Annotated in this window: 16 protein-coding genes and 1 pseudogene; 8 read left to right on the forward strand and 9 right to left on the reverse strand. The window is 64.6% G+C overall.

The window, feature by feature from the left end; all coding sequences use genetic code 11:
* From B2S33_RS16310 to gshB, 7 genes and pseudogenes are all read right to left on the reverse strand, one after another.
* Nucleotides 1-283: pseudogene (locus tag B2S33_RS16310) on the reverse strand (dihydroorotase); the annotation flags it as partial.
* A complete protein-coding gene (locus tag B2S33_RS16315) occupies nucleotides 280-1,284 on the reverse strand; it encodes an aspartate carbamoyltransferase catalytic subunit (RefSeq protein WP_027914040.1) in 1,005 nt (334 codons plus the stop codon). The pseudogene B2S33_RS16310 and the gene B2S33_RS16315, both read right to left, overlap by 4 nt.
* Nucleotides 1,285-1,296: 12 nt before the next feature.
* The gene (gene pyrR, locus B2S33_RS16320; protein WP_023533003.1) at nucleotides 1,297-1,815 is read right to left on the reverse strand and encodes a bifunctional pyr operon transcriptional regulator/uracil phosphoribosyltransferase PyrR; all 519 of its coding nucleotides are present in this window, start codon (nucleotides 1,813-1,815) and stop codon (nucleotides 1,297-1,299) included.
* Nucleotides 1,816-1,864: 49 nt separating this feature from the next.
* Nucleotides 1,865-2,302 (reverse strand): Holliday junction resolvase RuvX, encoded by a 438-nt coding sequence (gene ruvX, locus B2S33_RS16325; protein WP_288650663.1) that lies wholly within the window; start codon nucleotides 2,300-2,302, stop codon nucleotides 1,865-1,867.
* The gene (locus tag B2S33_RS16330) at nucleotides 2,302-2,871 is read right to left on the reverse strand and encodes a YqgE/AlgH family protein (protein ID WP_242810019.1); all 570 of its coding nucleotides are present in this window, start codon (nucleotides 2,869-2,871) and stop codon (nucleotides 2,302-2,304) included. Before B2S33_RS16330 ends, ruvX begins: the two co-directional genes overlap by 1 nt.
* Before the next feature lie 46 nt (nucleotides 2,872-2,917).
* Entirely contained in the window at nucleotides 2,918-3,817 is a 900-nt protein-coding gene (locus B2S33_RS16335) for an energy transducer TonB (RefSeq protein WP_027914038.1), read from the reverse strand.
* A gap of 139 nt (nucleotides 3,818-3,956) precedes the next feature.
* Entirely contained in the window at nucleotides 3,957-4,922 is a 966-nt protein-coding gene (gshB, locus tag B2S33_RS16340) for a glutathione synthase (RefSeq protein WP_288650664.1), read from the reverse strand.
* A gap of 239 nt (nucleotides 4,923-5,161) precedes the next feature.
* Here gshB and B2S33_RS16345 point away from each other — a divergent pair, with 239 nt between their 5' ends.
* The 7 genes from B2S33_RS16345 to trhA all read left to right on the forward strand — a co-directional run bounded on the left by B2S33_RS16345 (nucleotide 5,162) and on the right by trhA (nucleotide 14,718).
* A complete protein-coding gene (locus B2S33_RS16345; protein WP_027914036.1) occupies nucleotides 5,162-5,563 on the forward strand; it encodes a response regulator in 402 nt (133 codons plus the stop codon).
* A gap of 48 nt (nucleotides 5,564-5,611) precedes the next feature.
* The gene (pilH, locus tag B2S33_RS16350) at nucleotides 5,612-5,977 is read left to right on the forward strand and encodes a twitching motility response regulator PilH (RefSeq protein ID WP_111475567.1); all 366 of its coding nucleotides are present in this window, start codon (nucleotides 5,612-5,614) and stop codon (nucleotides 5,975-5,977) included.
* On the forward strand, nucleotides 5,974-6,525 hold the full coding sequence (locus B2S33_RS16355) for a chemotaxis protein CheW (RefSeq protein ID WP_027914034.1): 552 nt from the start codon (nucleotides 5,974-5,976) through the stop codon (nucleotides 6,523-6,525). The genes pilH and B2S33_RS16355 overlap by 4 nt, the downstream gene beginning before the upstream one ends.
* A gap of 48 nt (nucleotides 6,526-6,573) precedes the next feature.
* Nucleotides 6,574-8,598: a methyl-accepting chemotaxis protein gene (locus B2S33_RS16360; RefSeq protein WP_225806697.1), complete on the forward strand. Its 2,025-nt coding sequence runs from the start codon at nucleotides 6,574-6,576 to the stop codon at nucleotides 8,596-8,598.
* Between the two features lie 9 nt (nucleotides 8,599-8,607).
* Entirely contained in the window at nucleotides 8,608-13,557 is a 4,950-nt protein-coding gene (locus tag B2S33_RS16365) for an Hpt domain-containing protein (protein WP_288650666.1), read from the forward strand.
* On the forward strand, nucleotides 13,550-14,032 hold the full coding sequence (locus tag B2S33_RS16370) for a chemotaxis protein CheW (protein WP_023532942.1): 483 nt from the start codon (nucleotides 13,550-13,552) through the stop codon (nucleotides 14,030-14,032). Before B2S33_RS16365 ends, B2S33_RS16370 begins: the two co-directional genes overlap by 8 nt.
* Nucleotides 14,033-14,100: 68 nt before the next feature.
* Nucleotides 14,101-14,718, forward strand: coding sequence for a PAQR family membrane homeostasis protein TrhA (gene trhA / locus B2S33_RS16375; RefSeq protein WP_027914031.1), 618 nt, complete (start codon nucleotides 14,101-14,103; stop codon nucleotides 14,716-14,718).
* 41 nt (nucleotides 14,719-14,759) lie between these two features.
* Here trhA and B2S33_RS16380 read toward each other — a convergent pair whose 3' ends face one another.
* Complete coding sequence (locus tag B2S33_RS16380; protein ID WP_027914030.1) at nucleotides 14,760-15,479, reverse strand: 16S rRNA (uracil(1498)-N(3))-methyltransferase; 720 nt, start codon at nucleotides 15,477-15,479, stop codon at nucleotides 14,760-14,762.
* Between the two features lie 104 nt (nucleotides 15,480-15,583).
* A complete protein-coding gene (locus tag B2S33_RS16385) occupies nucleotides 15,584-16,990 on the reverse strand; it encodes an adenosylmethionine--8-amino-7-oxononanoate transaminase (protein ID WP_028687250.1) in 1,407 nt (468 codons plus the stop codon).
* Nucleotides 16,991-17,195: 205 nt separating this feature from the next.
* On the opposite strand from B2S33_RS16385, the gene B2S33_RS16390 reads away from it, so the two are divergent.
* On the forward strand, nucleotides 17,196-19,097 hold the full coding sequence (locus B2S33_RS16390; protein ID WP_288650667.1) for a flavin monoamine oxidase family protein: 1,902 nt from the start codon (nucleotides 17,196-17,198) through the stop codon (nucleotides 19,095-19,097).
* Nucleotides 19,098-19,235 lie beyond the last annotated feature (138 nt).

The following is a 19,235-nucleotide window of genomic DNA, read 5'->3' on the forward strand; positions in this document are numbered from 1 at the left end:
GCGGCGTGCAGCACAGGCTGGTCACGCCGCCGGCCACGGCCGCGCGGGTCTCGCTGGCGATGGTGCCTTTGCGGCTGTAGCCGGGCTCGCGCAGTGACACGCCCAGGTCCACCAGGCCAGGGGCGACGACCAGGCCATCGGCCTGAAGGGTGCGGCTGGCAGCAAAGCCAGCGGGCGCGGCGCCCATGGCGGCAATGCGGCCACCCTCCAGGTGCAGGTCGGTGACCTGGTCAAGGCCGCTTTGAGGGTCGATGACCCGGGCGCCAAGAATGCTGATGCTCACTGGGCGATCTCCTGGTCGAGTTGACGTTGTACGTTTTGCCCGCTCATGGCCATGGACAACACGGCCATGCGCACGGCGATCCCGTAGGTAACCTGGTTCAGGATCACCGAATGCTTGCCATCGGCCACGGCCGATTCGATTTCCACCCCACGGTTGATCGGGCCGGGATGCATGACGATGGCGTCCGGCTTGGCGCCTGCCAGGCGGGCGGTGGTCAGGCCGAACAGACGGTAGAACTCGCCTTCGCTGGGCAGCAGGCCACCGGTCATGCGCTCACGTTGCAGGCGTAGCATGATCACCACGTCCACATCCTTGAGGCCTTCTGCCAGGTCGGTGTACACCTTCACGCCATACTGCTCGATGCCGACGGGGATCAGGGTTTTGGGGCCGATCACGCGAATGTCCGGGCAACCCAGCGCCTTGAGCGCCAGCATGTCCGAACGCGCCACGCGCGAATGAAGGATATCGCCAACGATGGCAACCGATAGGTTCTCGAAGCCGCCCTTGTGACGGCGAATGGTGAGCATGTCGAGCATGCCCTGGGTCGGGTGCGCATGGCGGCCATCACCGCCGTTGATCACGGCAACCTCCGGGCACACGTGCTCGGCAATGAAGTGCGCCGCGCCCGAATCCGAGTGGCGCACCACGAACATGTCGGCCGCCATGGCTTCAAGGTTGCGCAAGGTATCGAACAGCGTCTCGCCCTTGCTGGTCGAGGAGGTCGACACGTTCAGGCTGATCACGTCGGCCGACAGGCGCTGGGCGGCCAGCTCGAACGTGGTCCGGGTTCGGGTCGAGTTCTCGAAGAAGACGTTGCACACCGTCTTGCCACGCAGCAGCGGCACTTTCTTCACGGCGCGGGCGCCGACTTCCAGGAAGGAATCGGCAGTGTCGAGAATTTCGGTCAGCAGTTCGCGGGGCAAACCGTCAAGCGAAAGGAAATGGCGCAGCTGGCCCTGATCATTGAGCTGCAGCGGGCGCTTGGCGTCGATTGGCGTCATCGCGGGGGACTCTTAAAGGGCGGTAGCGGGGGCGAGGTCCTGGCGCTCGAGGGCGAGCGGCGTGGGTCCGGTCAATTTTACCCGTTCATGGGCCGCCAATGACAAGGTGGCGCCGAGCACATTCGGGCGGATGGGCAGCTCGCCTGCATCCAGGTCCAGCAGGCAGACCAGGGTGACGCTGGCCGGGCGGCCATAGTCGAACAGTTCGTTGAGGGCGGCACGAATGGTTCGCCCGCTCATCAGCACGTCGTCTACCAGCACCAGGTGCTGGCCTTCGATTTCGAACGGCAGCTCCGAGGGGCGCACCTGCGGGTGCAGGCCATTCTGGCTGAAGTCGTCTCGATAGAACGACACGTCAAGCGTACCCATGGGGCTGGTGTCGTCCATGGCCTGTTGCAACGCCTGGGCCACCCACACACCGCCGGTGCGAATGCCGATGTAGCGTGGCTCGGCGATGGCGCGGCGGGCCAGATGGGCGCGAAGGTCGACAGCCATCTGCCGGATCAGCGCGGCAGGATCAGGTAGGCTCATTGCAGGTTCCTCGGAAGGGTGCGCCGGAGGCATCCGGCCGCGAAGATGATCAGGTATTGGCCTCCAGCCAGCCTTGCAGCAGCAGGGCGGCGGCGATAGCGTCGACCGGGTTGTCCCGGTACGTGCCGCGCTGGCCGCCACGGGCCATGCGCTCGCCCTTGGCCTCGAACGTGGTCAGGCGTTCGTCATGGGTATGCACCGGCAGGTTGAAGCGCCCATTGAGGCGGCGGGCGAATTTTTCGGCGCGGGCGCTCATGTCGCTGGGGGTGCCGTCCATGTTCAGCGGCAGGCCGACGACGATGGCGTCAGGTTTCCATTCGGCGACCAGGCGCTCGACCTGGGCCCAGTCCGGCACGCCATTCTGGGCGCGCAGCGTACACAGCTCACGGGCCTGGCCGGTGACCGCCTGGCCGACAGCAACGCCAATCTGCTTGGTGCCATAGTCGAAGCCCAGCAGCAGCCGGGGTTCGGCAAGTGCGTCGGCCATCAGGCGTGGCCCGCTTGGCTGGTCAGCAGGTGAAGGTTGATGCCAAGGCTCGCGGCCGCCGCTTCCAGGCGCAGCTCGCTGGTCATGGCAAACAGGATATCCGGGTCGAACGCACAGTTGAGCCAGGCGTTATCGGCCAGTTCGGCCTCCAGCTGGCCCGCTTCCCAGCCGGCGTAACCCAAGGTGATCAGGCTCTTTTCCGGGCCCACGCCTTCCGCGATGGCGAACAGCACGTCCTGGGACGTGGAGAGCGAGAGGCCCTGGAGTTCCACCGTGGCCTGGTAGCTGCACTCGCTGGTGTGCAGCACGAAGCCGCGGTCGGTCTGCACCGGGCCACCTTGGTAGATGGGCACCTGCAGCGTGCTGGTCGGCGGGGTTTCGTCCGGGCGCAACTGCTCGAGGATGTCGGCCAGGTTCAGTTCCTGCGGCTTGTTCACCACAAGCCCCATCGCGCCATGAGCATTGTGCTCGACGATGTACGTGAGGGTCTGGGCGAAGTTCGGGTCGGCCATGTGCGGCATGGCGATCAGGAACTGGTGCTTGAGGTAGCTCGGCGTGAGGTTCTTCATGGGGGATAGTGTGGCGCCACCCGGCCACAGCTGCAAGCGTGCCGGCTCAGTTGCTGGACAACCGATCGCCTCTGGCGAAGCGCCAGGTGCGGATGATTTCCAAGCGGTCGTACTCGGCCAGGTCACCGGTGAACGGTGCGAACGGTGCAGCCAGGCGCACAATGCGCTGGGCCGCCTGGTCCAGCACGGGCTGACCGGAGGATTCGAGCACCAGCACTTCGTAGAGTGACCCGTCGCGGTTGATCGAGACCATCATGCGCAGGTTGCCGTAGATCTGCTGCCGGCGTGCCTCGTCCGGGTAGTTCAGGTTGCCCACGCGTTCGACTTTCTTGCGCCACTCCTCCTTGTACCAGGCGCCCTTGTCGCGCATGGTCGAGGCCGCATTCAGGCGATGGATACGCGGGCGCTTGGCATATTGCTGCTGCTCGTTGGCAAGCTCGGCTTCAAGGCTGGCGATCTGGCTGGACAGCTGCGAGCTGTCGAACTCGCGCACGGGCGTGCTCGGCTTGGGCTGGGGCTTGCTTTCCCGGGGCTTGGGCTCGACCTTCTGCGCCTTGGGGGCTTTGGTCGCGACCGCCGACTTCTGTGGAGGCGGCGGTACCTCGGGCCTGGCGGCAGGAGGCGGCGTGATCTTGTTGATCTTGGTGTCCTGGAAAGGCGCAAGCTCGGTGGTCTTGGGCACGGCCTTCTTGTCCAGGGTGCCGCTGCCTTGCTGGTTGTCCTGCGCCTGGAAATCAGCCTTTTCCGGCGGCTTTTCGCTCTTGAACGTGGCCAGGGTGATGTCCATGGTGCGGCTGATCTGCGCCGGCTTGACCACGGTAAAGCCCACTCCGAGGATCAACGCCAGGTGCACCAGCGCCGCCAGAAACAGCGTGAAGCCCAGCCTGTCCACCGGGCGAACGCGGGGCGGCAACAGGTCGGCGGGGATGTCAGCGGGCAGCGTCATCAGGTATCCAGGGGCATCGTCGAGCTACAAACGGCACGCGACAGTCAGCAGAAGCACGGGGCGGTTGTGCCGGGCTTGCAGCCTGTCGCTTGCGGGTGAGCATGATACCCCACGCCAGCCCGTTACCGAATGTCCGTGGTCAACGCGCCTTGAGCTGGCGATCAATGGCATCCATCAGCTGGCCGCCGATGTCGGTGCCGTAGGCGGCGTCGATTTCGCGGATGCAGGTGGGGCTGGTCACGTTGATCTCGGTGAGGTAGTCGCCAATCACGTCCAGGCCGACGAACAGCAGGCCTTTCTCGCGCAGTGTCGGGCCCACCTGGGCCGCGATCCAGCGGTCGCGCTCGCTCAAGGGGCGTGCCTCGCCGCGACCACCGGCTGCCAGGTTACCCCGGGTTTCGCCGCTGGCCGGAATACGGGCCAGGCAGTAGTCGATCGGCTCCCCCCCCCCCNNCCCGTCGATCATCAGGATGCGTTTGTCACCGTCCTTGATCGCCGGCAGGTAGGCCTGGGCCATGATCTGTTGAGTGCCCAGCAGGGTCAGGGTTTCGAGGATCACCGACAGGTTTGGGTCGCCCGCCCGGTGACGGAAGATCGACGTGCCGCCCATGCCATCCAGGGGCTTGAGGATCACATCGCCATGCTCGGCGGCGAATGCGCGGATGATGTCCGGGCGGCGGCTGACCAGGGTAGGCGGGGTGCACTGCGGGAACAGCGTGGCGAACAGCTTTTCGTTGCAGTCACGCAGGCTCTGGGGGCGGTTGACCACCAGCACGCCTTCGCTTTCGGCCTGTTCGAGCAGGTAGGTGCTGTAGACGAATTCCAGGTCGAAAGGCGGGTCCTTGCGCATCAGGATCACGTCCAGTTCGGCCAGGGCGCTGTCCTGCTCCTCGCCCAGCTCGAACCAGCGGGCCGGGTCTGCGAACACCGTCAATGGGCGCATGCGCGCACGGGCCTTGCCTTCGCCTTGATACAGGTCGCGCTGCTCCATGTAGAACAGGCTCCAGCCGCGTGCCTGGGCAGCCAGCAGCATGGCCAGCGAACTGTCCTTCTTGTAGGAGATGGACGCAATAGGGTCCATGACAATGCCGAGGCGAACGCTCATGGGGTGGTTCCTCTTGGCGGCGTGGCCGCGATGGATCGAAAGAAAAGTGGCTCAGGGTGGCGCCGCCAACGCCGCCGGTCAAGGGGCGCGGCAGATGGAATGGCTACCCGGACTGTGCTAAAAATGCAGCTTCAAGCCTTTGGCTACACGCTTCAAGCGAAAAGCGGCCATGGGCCCATGGGGCTTTCCTGTCGCGTGCCGCTTGCACCATGCAGCTCAATTCCCCCGGGTAGGCGTCTATGGAACAACCCCTGAAAGTGATGGTGATCGACGATTCACGCACCATTCGCCGCACGGCGCAGATGCTGCTCAGTGAGGTGGGCTGCGAGGTCATCACTGCCAGCGATGGCTTCGATGCCCTGGCCAAGATCGTCGATCACAACCCGGCCGTGATCTTCGTCGATGTCTTGATGCCGCGCCTGGACGGCTACCAGACGTGCGCGGTGATCAAGCAGAACAGCACCTTCAAGGACGTCCCGGTGATTCTGTTGTCGTCGCGCGACGGTTTGTTCGACAAGGCCCGCGGGCGTGTGGTCGGTTCTGATCAGTTTCTGACCAAGCCGTTTACCAAGGAAGAACTGATCGAGGCAATACAGGCCCATGTGCCTGGGTTTGCCACAGCCCAACAAACAGCACCCTGACCGTGCCCTGCCCTGGCACGGTCTTACGAATCCTGATGGGGAACCAGTATGGCCCGCGTTCTGATTGTCGACGATTCGCCGACAGAAATGTATAAGTTGACCCAATGGCTGGAAAAGCACGGGCACGAGGTACTCAAGGCCAATAACGGCGCCGATGGCGTGGCCCTTGCCCGGCAAGAGAAGCCGGATGCAGTGCTCATGGACATCGTGATGCCAGGCATGAACGGCTTCCAGGCCACTCGCCAGCTCAGCAAGGACCCGGAGACCAAGGCCATTCCGGTCATTGTGGTGACCACCAAGGACCAGGAGACCGACCGCATCTGGGCGACGCGCCAGGGCGCACGTGACTTCCTGACCAAGCCCGTGGAAGAAGATGCGCTGGTGCGCAAGCTCCAAGAGGTGCTGGGGGCTTGACCACACGCCCGCAGGGGGCGTCGCTGACCGCCTTCGAACTGTTGCTGGATATCGATCGCCGCTGCCGGCTGCTGGTGGCCGACCAGCCAGCTTCGGGTGACAGGTTGCAGCAGTGGAGCGGCATCGGTTTTCGTGTAGCCGGGCAATGGTTCGTCGCCCCCATGGGCGAGGTGGCCGAAGTGCTGCGTGAGCCCCGCAGTAGCCGAGTACCCGGTGTACAACCCTGGGTATGCGGGGTGGCCAATCTGCGTGGCCGGCTACTGCCCGTGATGGACCTGGGCCGTTTCCTCGGCCTGGGCAGTGCCGTGCCAGGCAAGCAGCGCCGCGTCCTGGTGCTCGATCACGAGGCGCTTTTCGTTGGCCTGCTGGTGGACGAAGTGGTGGGCCTGCAGCACTTTGCTATCGACAGCCTGCAACCTGCGCTGCCAGTGACCGATGCTGCCGGGCCCTTCGTTCAGGGGCGCTTCGAACGCGACCACGACTACTGGGCGATCTTCAGCCCCTTTGCCCTGGCCCAGGCACCGGGCTTTCTCGATGTGGCGTTATAGGACCTTGCAAACGTGAACCAGCCTGCTCCCCCCGTCACCGCCACCACCGTGAGCCCCCGCACCCGCAGCATTGCGCAGATCACCGTGCTGTTCCTGATCCTGATCCTCTCGATCATTCTGCTGTTCGCCAATTTCGCCTACCTCAACACCCAGTCCAACTACGACAAGCAGTACATCGGCCATGCCGGCGAGCTGCGCGTGTTGTCGCAGCGCATTGCCAAGAACGCCACTGAAGCGGCTGCCGGCAAGGGTGTGGCCTTCAGGCTGCTGTCCGATGCGCGCAACGACTTCGAGCGTCGCTGGGGCTACCTGCGCGAAGGCGACAAGGCCACTGGCCTGCCCGCAGCGCCACCCTCGGTGCGCGAAGAAATGGAAGCGGTGCGCGATGACTGGGAGAGCCTGCGCAAGAGCACCGACACCATCCTGGCCAGCGAACAGACCGTGCTGTCCTTGCACCAGGTGGCGGCAACCCTGGCCGAAACCGTCCCGCAGTTGCAGGTCGAATACGAAAAAGTGGTCGAAATTCTGCTGCAAAGTGGCGCCCCGGCCAGCCAGGTCGCCGTGGCTCAGCGCCAACTGCTGTTGGCCGAACGTATCCTGGGGTCGGTCAATACCGTACTGGCCGGCGATGCGGCGGCGGCGCAGGCCGCCGATGCCTTCGGCCGTGATGCCGGCCGCTTCGGCCAGGTGCTTGAGGGCATGCTCAAGGGCGACGCTGGCATTGGCGTTACCCGTGTCGAGGACGCCGATGCCAGGGCGCGGCTGGCGGAAATCGCCGAGCTGTTCCAGTTCGTGGCAGGCTCGGTCGATGAAATTCTCGAAACCTCGCCGGAGCTGTTCCGGGTGCGGGAGGCGGCCGGCAGCATCTTCAGCCTGTCGCAGACCTTGCTCGAGGAAGCCTCGCACCTGGCCAACGGGTTCGAAAACCTGGCCAGCGGGCGCACGCTCGATACCGTTGGGGGGTATGCACTGGGCTTGTTGGCGCTGGCCTCGATCATCCTCATCGGCCTGGTCATGGTGCGCACCACCAACCGTCAGTTGCGTGAGACCGCCGAAAAGAACGAACGCAACCAGCAGGCGATCATGCGCCTGCTCGATGAAATCGAAGAGTTGGCAGATGGCGACCTGACGGTGACCGTGTCGGTGACCGAAGACTTCACCGGCGCCATTGCCGACTCCATCAACTATTCCGTCGACCAATTGCGCGACCTGGTCGCCACCATCAACCACAGCGCGGTGCAGGTCGCCTCGGCGGTGCAGGATACGCAGAACACGGCCCGCCAGTTGGCCAAGGCATCCGAGCAACAGGCCGAGCAGATCAGCGAGGCCTCCGAGGCAGTCGGGGACATGGTCGAGTCGATCGACCGTGTTTCGGCCCATGCCTACGAGTCGGCCAAGGTCGCCGAGCGGTCCGTGGCCATTGCCAACAAAGGCAATGAGGTGGTGCACAACACCATCGACGGCATGAACAACATTCGCGAGCAGATCCAGGACACCGCCAAGCGCATCAAGCGCCTGGGCGAATCGTCCCAGGAGATCGGCGATATCGTGAGCCTGATCGACGACATTGCCGACCAGACCAATATCCTGGCCTTGAACGCCGCGATCCAGGCCTCGCTGGCCGGTGAGGCAGGGCGGGGGTTCGCCGTGGTCGCGGACGAGGTCCAGCGCCTGGCCGAGCGCTCGTCCTCTGCCACGCGGCAGATCGAAGCCCTGGTGCGGACCATTCAGGCCGACACCAACGAAGCGGTCATTTCCATGGAACAGACCACGGCCGAAGTCGTGCGCGGCGCCAGGCTGGCGCAGGACGCCGGCGTGGCGCTGGCTGAGATCGAAGGGGTTTCGCAGAACCTTGCCGACCTTATCCACAGCATTTCCGATGCGGCCCAATTGCAGACGTCCTCGGCGGGCCAGATCTCACACACCATGGCCGTCATCCAGCAGATCACCGCCCAGACGTCCGCAGGTTCCAGCGCCACCGCCGACAGCATTCGTCACCTGGCGCGCATGGCCAGCGAGATGCGCCGTTCGGTCTCCGGATTCACCCTGCCGGCACCTGCCGAGCCCCATTGAGAAATGCCCATGTCCACGCCCATGCCCGGCCCCATTGCTGGCCCTGCCCGCCACGATACCGTGGGCCTGGCCTGGACCAAGGCTGCCCTGCTCGATTGCCTGGGGCAGGGGCGCCAGGCGCTGGAACGCTTTGCTGGCGAGCCTGAAGACCTGTCGTTACTCACCTTCGTGGCGGACAACCTGCACCAGGTACACGGTTGCCTGGTGATGCTGGAGTTGCCTGGGGCAACGCGCCTTGCCCAGGAGCTGGAGATGCTCGTGACCGACCTGGCCAACGGTAAGGTCACCCCGCGAGGCGACTGCCTGGGCGCGTTGTTCAAGGGCCTGGAGCTGTTGCCTTCCTACCTGGAACGTCTGCGCGGTGCACGCCATGACTTGCCACTGGTGATGTTGCCGCTCCTGAACCAGCTGCGTGCCTGCCGGGGCGCGGAACCGGTGGTTCATGGCCGCCTGCTCGGCAATGCAGGCCAGCGTCTGGCAGGTGCCCAGGACCTGGCGAACCTTGACGTGTCATTGGGCAACTGGCGCGAGCAGTTGCAGGCTGGGGAGGGCCGCGACGCGCTAAGGTCGGTAGTGGCGGCATTGTGTGACGACCTCATGCGCATCAAGGACCGCCTGGACCAGTTCGTGCGCAGCGACCGGCAGCACAATGAACAACTGGAGGTGTTGCTCGCGCCCCTGCGCCACGTGGCCGATACCCTGGCCGTGCTGGGTTTCCAGCAGCCGCGTCGGGTCATCATCGATCAAGTGATGACGCTGCAAGGGCTGGCCGAGGGCGATCGGGCCGTGGATGACGCGGTGCTGATGGATGTGGCGGGGGCCTTGTTGTACGTGGAAGCCACGCTCAACGGCATGGTCGGGCCACTCGAAGAAGGGGGGGAGCCAGGCCTGCCGGGCGCCGATGTCGCCGAGATTCGCCTGGTCGTGCTGCGAGAGTCGCTGAACGTGTTGCAGCAGGCCAAGGACCTGATGGGCGATTGCCTGGAGTCGGGCTGGCCCCGTCAGCACTTGCAGGCCTTGCCAGGCTTGCTCCAGCAGGTGCGCGGCGCCCTGGCCATGCTGATGTTGCCGGCCGCTGCCGAGGTGTTCGCGCGCTGCACGGTGTTTGTCCAGGGCTGGGTACAACAGGCGCAGGCCGACCCCTCGTCCGAGGAACTGACGCTGCTGGCCGAAGCCTTGAGCGCTGGCGAATGCTATCTGCAATGGCGCGTGGCCGACCCGCTGGCCGACGCTCAGCGCTTCATCGTCATGGCTCGCGAGCGCCTGGGGGCGTTGGGCGTGCACTGTTCCACCGTTGAAGAGCATGCCGATCTGGAAGAGTCGGATGGCCTTCAGGACGAATTGCGTGGCGTATTCATCGAAGAAGCCCAAGCATTGCTTCAGGACATTGAGCGGCACTGGTTGACTTGGCGTGCCGACCACCAGCAGCACAACGCGCTGATCGAAGTGCATAGGGCATTGCATACGCTCAAGGGCGCAGGCCGCCTGGTGCATGCCCAGGCGTTGGCAGAGCTGGCCTGGGCCGCCGAGCACTTGCTCAACCGTGTGCTTGCCGGCCGCAACGTGCTTGGTGCGGACGGGCAGATGGCGCTTGAGCAAGCGTTCGCGCAACTGCCCGAGGTGCTCGCCGACTTCGCCGCGGGGCACCTGCCGCATGTGAGCGCCGTACAGCAACTGGTGGGCCACCTGCATGCCCTTGCCGAGCGCGACCTGCCAGCCGCGGCCAGCGCGCAGGGGCTCGACCCGCAGTTACTGGACATCTTCCGTGGCGAGGCCCAAGGCCACCTGGCCAGCCTCGACGGGTTCCTGGCAAATGCCCAGCACGGCGTTCCTGTAGACGACGCCCTGCAGCGGGCCTTGCACACCCTCAAGGGCAGTGCGGCCATGGCCGGAGTTGTGCCCATCGCCGAACTTGCCACCGTGTTCGACCGACTGGTGCGCGAGTACAAGGCGCACGACCTGCTGCTCGATGAAACGGAGCTGCACTGGCTCAAGTCCGTCGCCTCGATGTTCGGGCAGGGCCTGGCGCAGTTATCCACCACCCCGTTCGAGCCACTGCCTGGTGCGGCCCAATTGATCGAGCAGGTCGAGTTGGCCATCGATACGCGCATCGCCGCCCTGGGCGGCGATGCGCATGCCTCGACCGGCAACGCCCGCGACCCGCAACAGGTCGCAGCTTTCCTGTCGCAAGCCATGGATCGTTTGCTGGACGCCGAGTCGTTGCTGGCCGACTGGCAGCGGCGCCCGGCTCAACGGGCGGCCTTGGAGACACTGTTCGATGACATGACCGAGCTTGCCCATGCCGCCCATTCGGCCGATCTGTGGCAGGTGGATGAGGTGTGCGAAGCCTTGCTGGACCTGTACGGTGCAGTGGAGGAGGGCAGCCTGCCTGCCGATGCGCAGTTCTTCACCCATGCCCAGCACGCCCACGAGGCGCTGCTGGACATGCTCGACGAGCTGGCTGCCGGCCAGGACGTCGTCCCGCGTACGCCGCTGGTGGCTCGCCTGCGCGAACTTCAGGGGCAAGGGCTTGCACCCGATGCCACCGGGCGCGTGGGCCTCGACAGCGTCACACCGCTGCACCCGGACATGGACGTGCAACTGATCGACACGCCAGCCCCAGACCTGGCCCTCGACCCCGCGCCAGTGCCGCCGTCACAAGCTCCGGAAAGCGCCGGGGAAGAGCTGATGGAGGTTTTCCTCGAAGAAAGCTCGGACATCGTCGAGAGCGCCGCTGCAGCGCTGGCGCGATGGCAGGCCGACCCGCGCAGCACGGTGGAGGTGGACAACCTGATGCGCGACCTGCACACCCTCAAAGGGGTGGCACGCATGGTCGAAATCGGCCCCATCGGTGACCTGGCCCATGAACTGGAATTTTTGTACGAGTTGCTCGCGGCAGGGCGCCTGCCACCGAGCGGGGCCCTGTTCTCGCTGTTGCAGAACTGCCACGACCGCCTGGCGCACATGCTCGATGCGGTGCGCCTGGGGCAACCGCTGCACGCCGCCACGGCGCTGATCGATTACATCCGCAACTTCAGCAGCGCAGGCCTGACCGATAGCGCGGCCGGCACCAGCCCGGTCGAAACTGCCGCCAGCGAAGGTCCGGCAGTAACCCCCGAGCGAGTGCCGGGGGACATGGTCAAGGTCGATGCCGAACTGCTGGACGACCTGGGCAACCTGGCCGGTGAGCACTCGATCATCCGTGGACGCATCGAGCAGCAGGTCAATGACGCCCAGTTCACCCTCAACGAAATGGAAACCACACTCGAGCGCATGCGTGACCAGCTGCTGCGCCTGGATATCGAAACTCAGGGTCGGATCTCCAGCCGCCAGCAGCTGGAGGGCGATGTCTATGAAGACTTCGACCCCCTGGAAATGGACCGCCACTCCCAGTTGCAGCAGTTGTCGCGGGCGCTGTTCGAGTCGGCCTCGGACCTGCTGGACCTGAAGGAAACCATGGCCCAGCGCGCCCAGGAAGCCTACGGCCTGCTCCAGCAGCAGGCGCGGGTCAACAGCCAGCTTCAGGAAGGCCTGACGGCAACGTTGATGGTGCCTTTCGAACGCCTGGTGCCGCGCTTGCAGCGCGTGGTGCGGCAGGTGGCGAGCGAGCTGGGCAAGCAGGTCGAGCTGGTGGTGGGCAACGCCGAGGGCGAGCTGGACCGCAGTGTGCTGGAACGCATGGTGGCGCCGCTTGAACACATGTTGCGCAATGCCGTCGACCATGGCCTGGAAAGCCGCGAAGCCCGATTGGCTGCGGGTAAGCCCGAGCAGGGCACGATCCACCTGAACCTGCTGCACGAGGGGGCGGACATCGTCATCGAGATGACCGACGATGGCGCCGGCGTACCCCTACAAGCCGTCCGGCTCAAGGCGATCAAGCGCGGCCTGCTCGACCCGCAGGCACAGCTGAGCGACCACGAGATACTGCAGTTCATCCTCAGGCCGGGCTTTTCCACGGCCGAAAAGATCACGCAGATCTCAGGGCGAGGCCTGGGCATGGACGTGGTCCACGAGGAGGTCAAGCAGTTGGGCGGCTCGATGACCATCGAGTCGGCCCAGGGCAAAGGGGCGCGTTTTCAGATTCGCCTGCCGTTCACGGTGTCGATCAACCGCGCGCTGATGGTGCACCTGGGCGACGAGCAGTACGCCATCCCGCTCAACACCATCGAAGGCATCGTGAGGGTACCGCCCGCTGAGCTGGCAGGTTGCTACGAGCAGGAGCCGCCGCGCTACACCTACGCAGGCCATCAGTACCAGCTGCGCTACCTGGGCGAGCTGGTGCAGGGCGCGCCGCGTCCTACGCTGCTGGGCCAGAGCGTGCCGCTGCCCTTGTTGCTGGTGCATTCACAGGAGCAGTCGTTCGCCATTCAGGTCGACAGCCTGTCGCCCAGCCGGGAGATCGTGGTCAAAAGCCTGGGCCCGCAGTTTGCGGCCGTTGCCGGCCTGTCGGGTGCAACGCTGCTGGGGGATGGGCGCGTCGTGTTGATTCTCGACCTGTTGGGGCAATTGCGTGGCCAGCAGCGGCGGCTTGCTCGTTTGCCTGGAGGCACGCCGCGTGGGTTGCTGCCGGCAGCGACCCCGGACCGCACCTTGCTGGTGATGGTGGTAGACGATTCGGTCACGGTGCGCAAGGTCACCAGCCGCCTGCTTGAGCGCCATGGCATGAGCGTCATCACCGCCAAGGACGGGGTGGATGCCATGGCGGTGCTGGAAGGGCACCGGCCCGATGTGTTGCTGCTGGATATCGAAATGCCGCGCATGGACGGTTTCGAAGTGGCGACCCGCATTCGCCAGGACGCCCGCCTCAAGGCGCTGCCCATCATCATGATCACCTCGCGTACGGGGCACAAGCACCGCGACCGAGCCATGGCCATCGGGGTCAACGAATACCTCGGCAAGCCTTATCAGGAGTCGGTCTTGCTGCACAGCATCCTCCGGTGGAGCCAGTCCCATGCTTGAACTGATAGCCGGGCAGCGCAGCAGCCTTACCGGGCTGTTGCTGCCATTGGGCGACCGTACGTTAGTGCTGCCCAATGTGGCCGTAGCCGAACTCAGTGGGCTGCGCAATGTAGCGTGTCAGCGCGGTGACCTGCCCTGGCACCTGGGCTGGGTCGACTGGCGCCAGCAGCGCTTGCCCCTGATCGGTTTCGAAGCGGCCTGTGACAGCCATACGCCCTGTGGAGAACGGGCCCGGGTGGTGGTGCTCAACGCACTGGGCGACACGGGCTTGCGTTACCTGGCCTTGTTGCTGCAAGACATACCGCGCTCGTGCAAGCTCGACAGCCAGCTCAACTACGTTGACGTGGCGTTGGCACCCCTTGAGTTGGCCGCTGTCCAGGTAGGGGATCAGGTGGCGCGCGTGCCTGACCTGGTCGGGCTCGAGCGCCTGGTCAGGGACGCACAGCGCAGCGGCAGGCTGCAAACGCCGGGTTAGAGCGTGCCGCCGGTACGCGTCGAGTGTCGCGGCTGAAACTAGCTGGGTTTCGAAAGGTCTTTAAGTGCATGTATTACGGTGAACGCTTCAATGCCTGGACCCACTTGGTGGGTGCGTTGCTGGCAGGCCTCGGTGCCCTCTGGCTGATCATCGGCGCCATCTTGCAGGGGGACCCCTGGAAGATCGTCAGTTTCTCCATCTACGGTGGCACGCTGCTGTTGCTGTACAGCATTTCCACGCTGTATCACAGCACGCGAGGGCGGGCGAAGGTGATCATGCGCAAGCTCGATCACCTCTCCATCTACCTGCTGATCGCCGGGAGCTACACGCCCTTCTGCCTGATCAGCCTGCGCGGGCCCTGGGGCTGGAGCCTGTTCGGCATCGTCTGGGGGCTGGCCGTACTGGGCATGTTGCAGGAAATCAAGCCCCGCTCCGAAGCACGCGTCTTGTCCATCGTGATCTACGCCGTGATGGGCTGGATCGTGCTGGTCGCGGTCAACCCGTTGCTGGAGGCGCTGGGTACGGCCGGTTTTGCCTGGTTGGCCGCAGGGGGCGTGTTCTACACCGTGGGCATCATATTTTTCGCATTCGACCGGCGCTTTCGCCACTGGCATGGCATCTGGCACCTGTTCGTGATTGCCGGCAGCCTGATGCATTTCGTGGCAGTGTCGCACTACGTGCGCTGATGAACCCAGCCTGTGAGCAGCCTCTGCTCCCCTGAGAAGGCTTAGAAATCGCCCCAGAGCTGTTGCGCCACCGAAAGGGCTACCACCGGCGCAGTTTCAGTGCGCAATACCCGCGGGCCAAGGCGCGCTGCATGAAAGCCCGCTGCCTTGGCCTGCTCGACCTCGGGTTCGCTCAAGCCGCCTTCGGGACCGATCAGAAAAGCCAGGCTTGCCGGTCTGGCATGGCTGACCAACGGTTCGGCCACCGGGTGCAACACCAGCTTGAGCTGCGCCTGGGTTGCGGCCAGCCACTCAGTCAAGGTGATGGGTGGGTGGATGATCGGCAGGCTGGAGCGGCCACACTGTTCGCAGGCGCTGATCGCCACTTGCCGCCAGTGGGCCAGGCGTTTGTCGGCACGCTCGTCCTTCAGGCGCACCTCGCACCGCTCGCTGACGATCGGGGTGATTTCATTGGCGCCCAGCTCAGTGGCTTTCTGGATGGCCCAGTCCATACGCTCGCCCCGCGACAGCCCTTGACCCAGGTGCACCTGCAGGGGGGAATCGGCCTGGCCAGCGAATGCCTGGTCCAGGCTCACACGCACGGCCTTCTTGCCCACCTCCAGCAACTGCCCACGGTATTCCTGGCCGCTGCCGTCGAACAGCTGCACGGGGTCACCCGCCGCCATGCGCAATACGCGGCCGATGTAGTGGGCCTGTGCCTCGGGCAGGTCGTGTTCCCCAAGGCTCAGGGTAGCGTCGATGAAAAAGCGGGACAGTCTCATGGGTAAGCTCTGAAAAGGTAAGGACAACCGGAAGGCCCGCGCTGGCATGACGCATGCGCAGCGCAGGTTCCGGCGCGGTCGAAGGCCTGACCTTCGCCCCGTAATCAGCCCGGATCGCGAAAATCCGGGTGGAAGGTGCTGGGCACCGTCACGCAGGTGCTGTCGCGGGTGGCGATGTCGATGCCTTCGCTGGCCACTTCGGCCAGGAAGTCGATCTGTTCGGGCGTGATGATATACGGTGGCAGGAAATACACCACACTGCCCAGCGGACGCAGCAGCGCGCCACGGGTCAGGGCATGCTCGAACACTTTAAGGCCGCGTCGCGCCTGCCAGGGGTAGGGCACTTTGCCGGCTTTGTCCTGGACCATTTCGATGGCCAGGACCATGCCGGTCTGGCGAATCTCGGCCACATGGGCATGGTCGGCCAGATGCGCGGTGGCGGTGGCCATGCGCGTGGCCAGCGCCTTGTTGGCCTCGATCACGTTATCCTGCTCGAAGATGTCGAGGGTGGCCAATGCGGCCGCGCACGCCAGTGGGTTACCCGTGTAGCTGTGCGAATGCAGGAACGCGCGCAAGGTGCGGTAGTCGTCATAGAACGCCTGGTACACCTTGTCGGTGGTCAGGCAGGCGGCCAGGGGCAGATACCCCCCGGTCAGGGCCTTGGACAGGCACAGGAAGTCCGGGCGAATACCTGCCTGCTCGCAGGCGAACATCGTGCCCGTACGACCGAAGCCAACCGCGATCTCGTCATGGATCAGGTGCACGTCGTAGCGATCGCAGGCTTCGCGCAAAAGCTTGAGATAGACCGGATGGTACATGCGCATGCCGCCGGCGCCCTGGATCAACGGCTCGATGATGACCGCGCTGATCGAGGCATGATGCTCGGCCAAGGTCTGCTCCATGACTTGGAACAGGGTGCGCGAATGCGCCTCCCAGCTGACGCCCTCCGGACGCAGGTAGCAATCGGGGCTTGGGACTTTCAGGGTGTCGAGCAGCAACGCCTTGTAGGTTTCGGTGAACAGCGGGACATCACCGACGGACATGGCCGCGATGGTTTCACCGTGATAGCTGTTGGTCAGGGTGACGAACCGCTTCTTGTCCGGCTTGCCGACGTTCTGCCAGTAGTGGAAGCTCATCTTCAGCGCCACTTCGATGCACGAGGAGCCATTGTCGGCGTAGAACACCCGGTCGAGCCCAGCCGGTGTCATGGCCACCAGGCGTTCGGACAGCTCGATCACAGGCTGGTGGCTAAAGCCTGCCAGAATAACGTGCTCAAGCTGGTCGACCTGCTCCTTGATGCGCTGATTGATACGCGGGTTGGCATGGCCGAACACGTTGACCCACCAGCTGCTCACGGCATCCAGGTAGCGCCGGCCCTCGAAATCCTCGAGCCACACGCCTTCCCCGCGCTTGATCGGTATCAGCGGCAGTTGCTCGTGGTCTTTCATCTGGGTGCAGGGGTGCCAGAGGACCTTGAGGTCGCGCTGCATCCACTGATCATTGAGGCCCATGAGCATTTCTCCTGGCTTGGCGGCGTGGGGGCGTAAGCCTAAGCAATGGCACGGGTGAGAACAACCCGCCAGAAAATGTCATTTAGCCAGACCACTTGATGTCACTACGCTGGCAGCCCTGGCAGCGGTGACGTATTCTAGCGCCTCTCTCGGGGCATCCCGCCTCTCTCTGTTTTCTGCAACCTTTGACTCGGAGTTCGCCAACATGGCTGCTGCTTGGGTGCGCCTGTGCGCGTTGGTATTGATTGGTGTTTCCAGCGGTGCCGCGCTGGCGAGTGACAAGATGCCTACGGCAATCGTCGTGGGTGGCGGCATGGCAGGCCTGACCGCAGCTTATGAGCTGCAGAACAAGGGCTGGCAGGTGACCTTGCTCGAAGCCAAGGCAGGCATGGGCGGCCGCTCGGGCCTGGCCACCAGCGAATGGATTGGCAATACCAAGGCGCAGCCTGTACTCAACCAGTACGTTGATCGCTTCAAGCTCGACACGCTGCCAGCGCCGGAATTCGTGCGCACCCCTGGCTACCTGATCGATGGCGAGTATTTCAGCGCCGCAGACCTGGCCCTCAAGCAGCCGGCCACGGCCGAAGCCCTCAAGCGCTACGAGAAAACCCTGGACGACCTGGCCCGTTCGATCGACGATCCGCTCAACCCCCAGGCGACCAGCACCCTGTTCGCCCTGGACCAGATCAACGTGTCCTCCTGGCTGGACAAGTTGCAGCTGCCTGCCACCGCCCGTCAGCTGGTCAACCAGCAGATCCGCAGCCGCTACGACGAGCCATCGCGCTTGTCGCTGTTGTATTTCGCCCAGCAGAACCGCGTCTACCGTGACGTGAGCGTCCGTGACCTGCGTGCAGCGCGGCTTCCTGGCGGCAGCCCGGTGTTGGCGCAGGCATTCGTCAAGCAACTGAAGACCATCAAGACCGACTCGCCGGTAAGTGCAATCGTTCAGGACAAGGATGGCGTCACCGTGAAAGTCGGCAGCGTGGGTTATCGCGCCGATTACGTGGTGATGGCCGTGCCCCTGCGCGCACTGGCCAAGATCCAGATGACACCTGGCCTGGATAACCAGCATGTGGCGGCGCTCAAGGGCACCAACTACGGCTGGCGCGACCAGGTCATGCTCAAGTTCAAGAAACCGGTGTGGGAAAGCCGGGCGCGCATGTCGGGCGAGATCTTCAGCAATACCGGCCTGGGCATGTTGTGGATCGAGCCGGCCCTCAAGGGCGGTGCCAATGTGGTGATCAACCTTTCCGGCGACAACGCCCGCCTGCTGCAGGCCTTTGGCGACAAGCAAATGGTCGACCAGGTGCTCATTCGCCTGCACACCTTCTACCCTCAGGCCCGCGGCGCCTTCACCGGCTATGAAGTCAAGCGCTACAGCGCCGATGCCGGCACCGGGGGTGCCTACCTGGCCTATGGACCTGGCCAGATCAGCAAGTACTGGCGTCTTTGGGAGCGCCCGGTGCAACGCATCGCGTTTGCCGGTGAGCACACCGATGCCCTGTACCCAGGCACGCTTGAAGGCGCACTGCGTAGCGGTCAACGGGCTGCCGGCCAAGTGCAGGACCTGCTGGCCGGCAAGTCGTTCGACCCAGTCAAGGCCGTGCCGGCTGCCGCGACAGCCGCAGCAGGTGCGGCAGCGGCCAAGAGCAAGGGCAATTTCTTCACCAACCTCTTCGGCGGCGCGTCCAACAAAGACAAGGCAGGCGACCAAGCGCCGGCCAAGCCTGAGGCCCAATCGACCGACGCGACGGGTCAGAAGAAGCCAGGGTTCTTCGCTCGGCTGTTCGGCGCCAAGGAAACCCCAGCGCCAGAGCCTCAACCGGCGGCAAAGGCCGCTGACGTAGCACCTGTAGCACCCCCCGTCGCGCAGCCTGCAGCGCAAGCGCCACAACAGGCACCGGCCAGCCCGGCGCCCGCCGTCAAGGCAGCACCCACCAAGGCAGCAGCCACCAAGGCCGCCCCGGTCAAGCAGGCGCCGGCCCACAAGCCAGCGGCCAAATCGGCCCACAAGCCAGCTCACAAGCCTGCCGACAGCAAAAAAGCGGCTACCAAGCCGGCGCCAGCCAAGAAGCCTTTGACCGATAGCCAGGCCAAAGCGAGCTGATACCGCCGGCCTGCCCGGCACCGCCCCGGCGGCGCCTAACCGCAGGGCTCAGCCACTCGACTGAGCCCTGTGCCATGCGCATTGATCGAAGCGCTCGCTACCTGATATCGGCGTTAACGTTTCCTTAATAGCCTTCTA

The organism is Pseudomonas sp. UBA5568 (genome assembly GCF_002425525.1).
In the GTDB taxonomy this organism is placed as follows: Bacteria; Pseudomonadota; Gammaproteobacteria; order Pseudomonadales; family Pseudomonadaceae; genus Aquipseudomonas; species Aquipseudomonas fulva.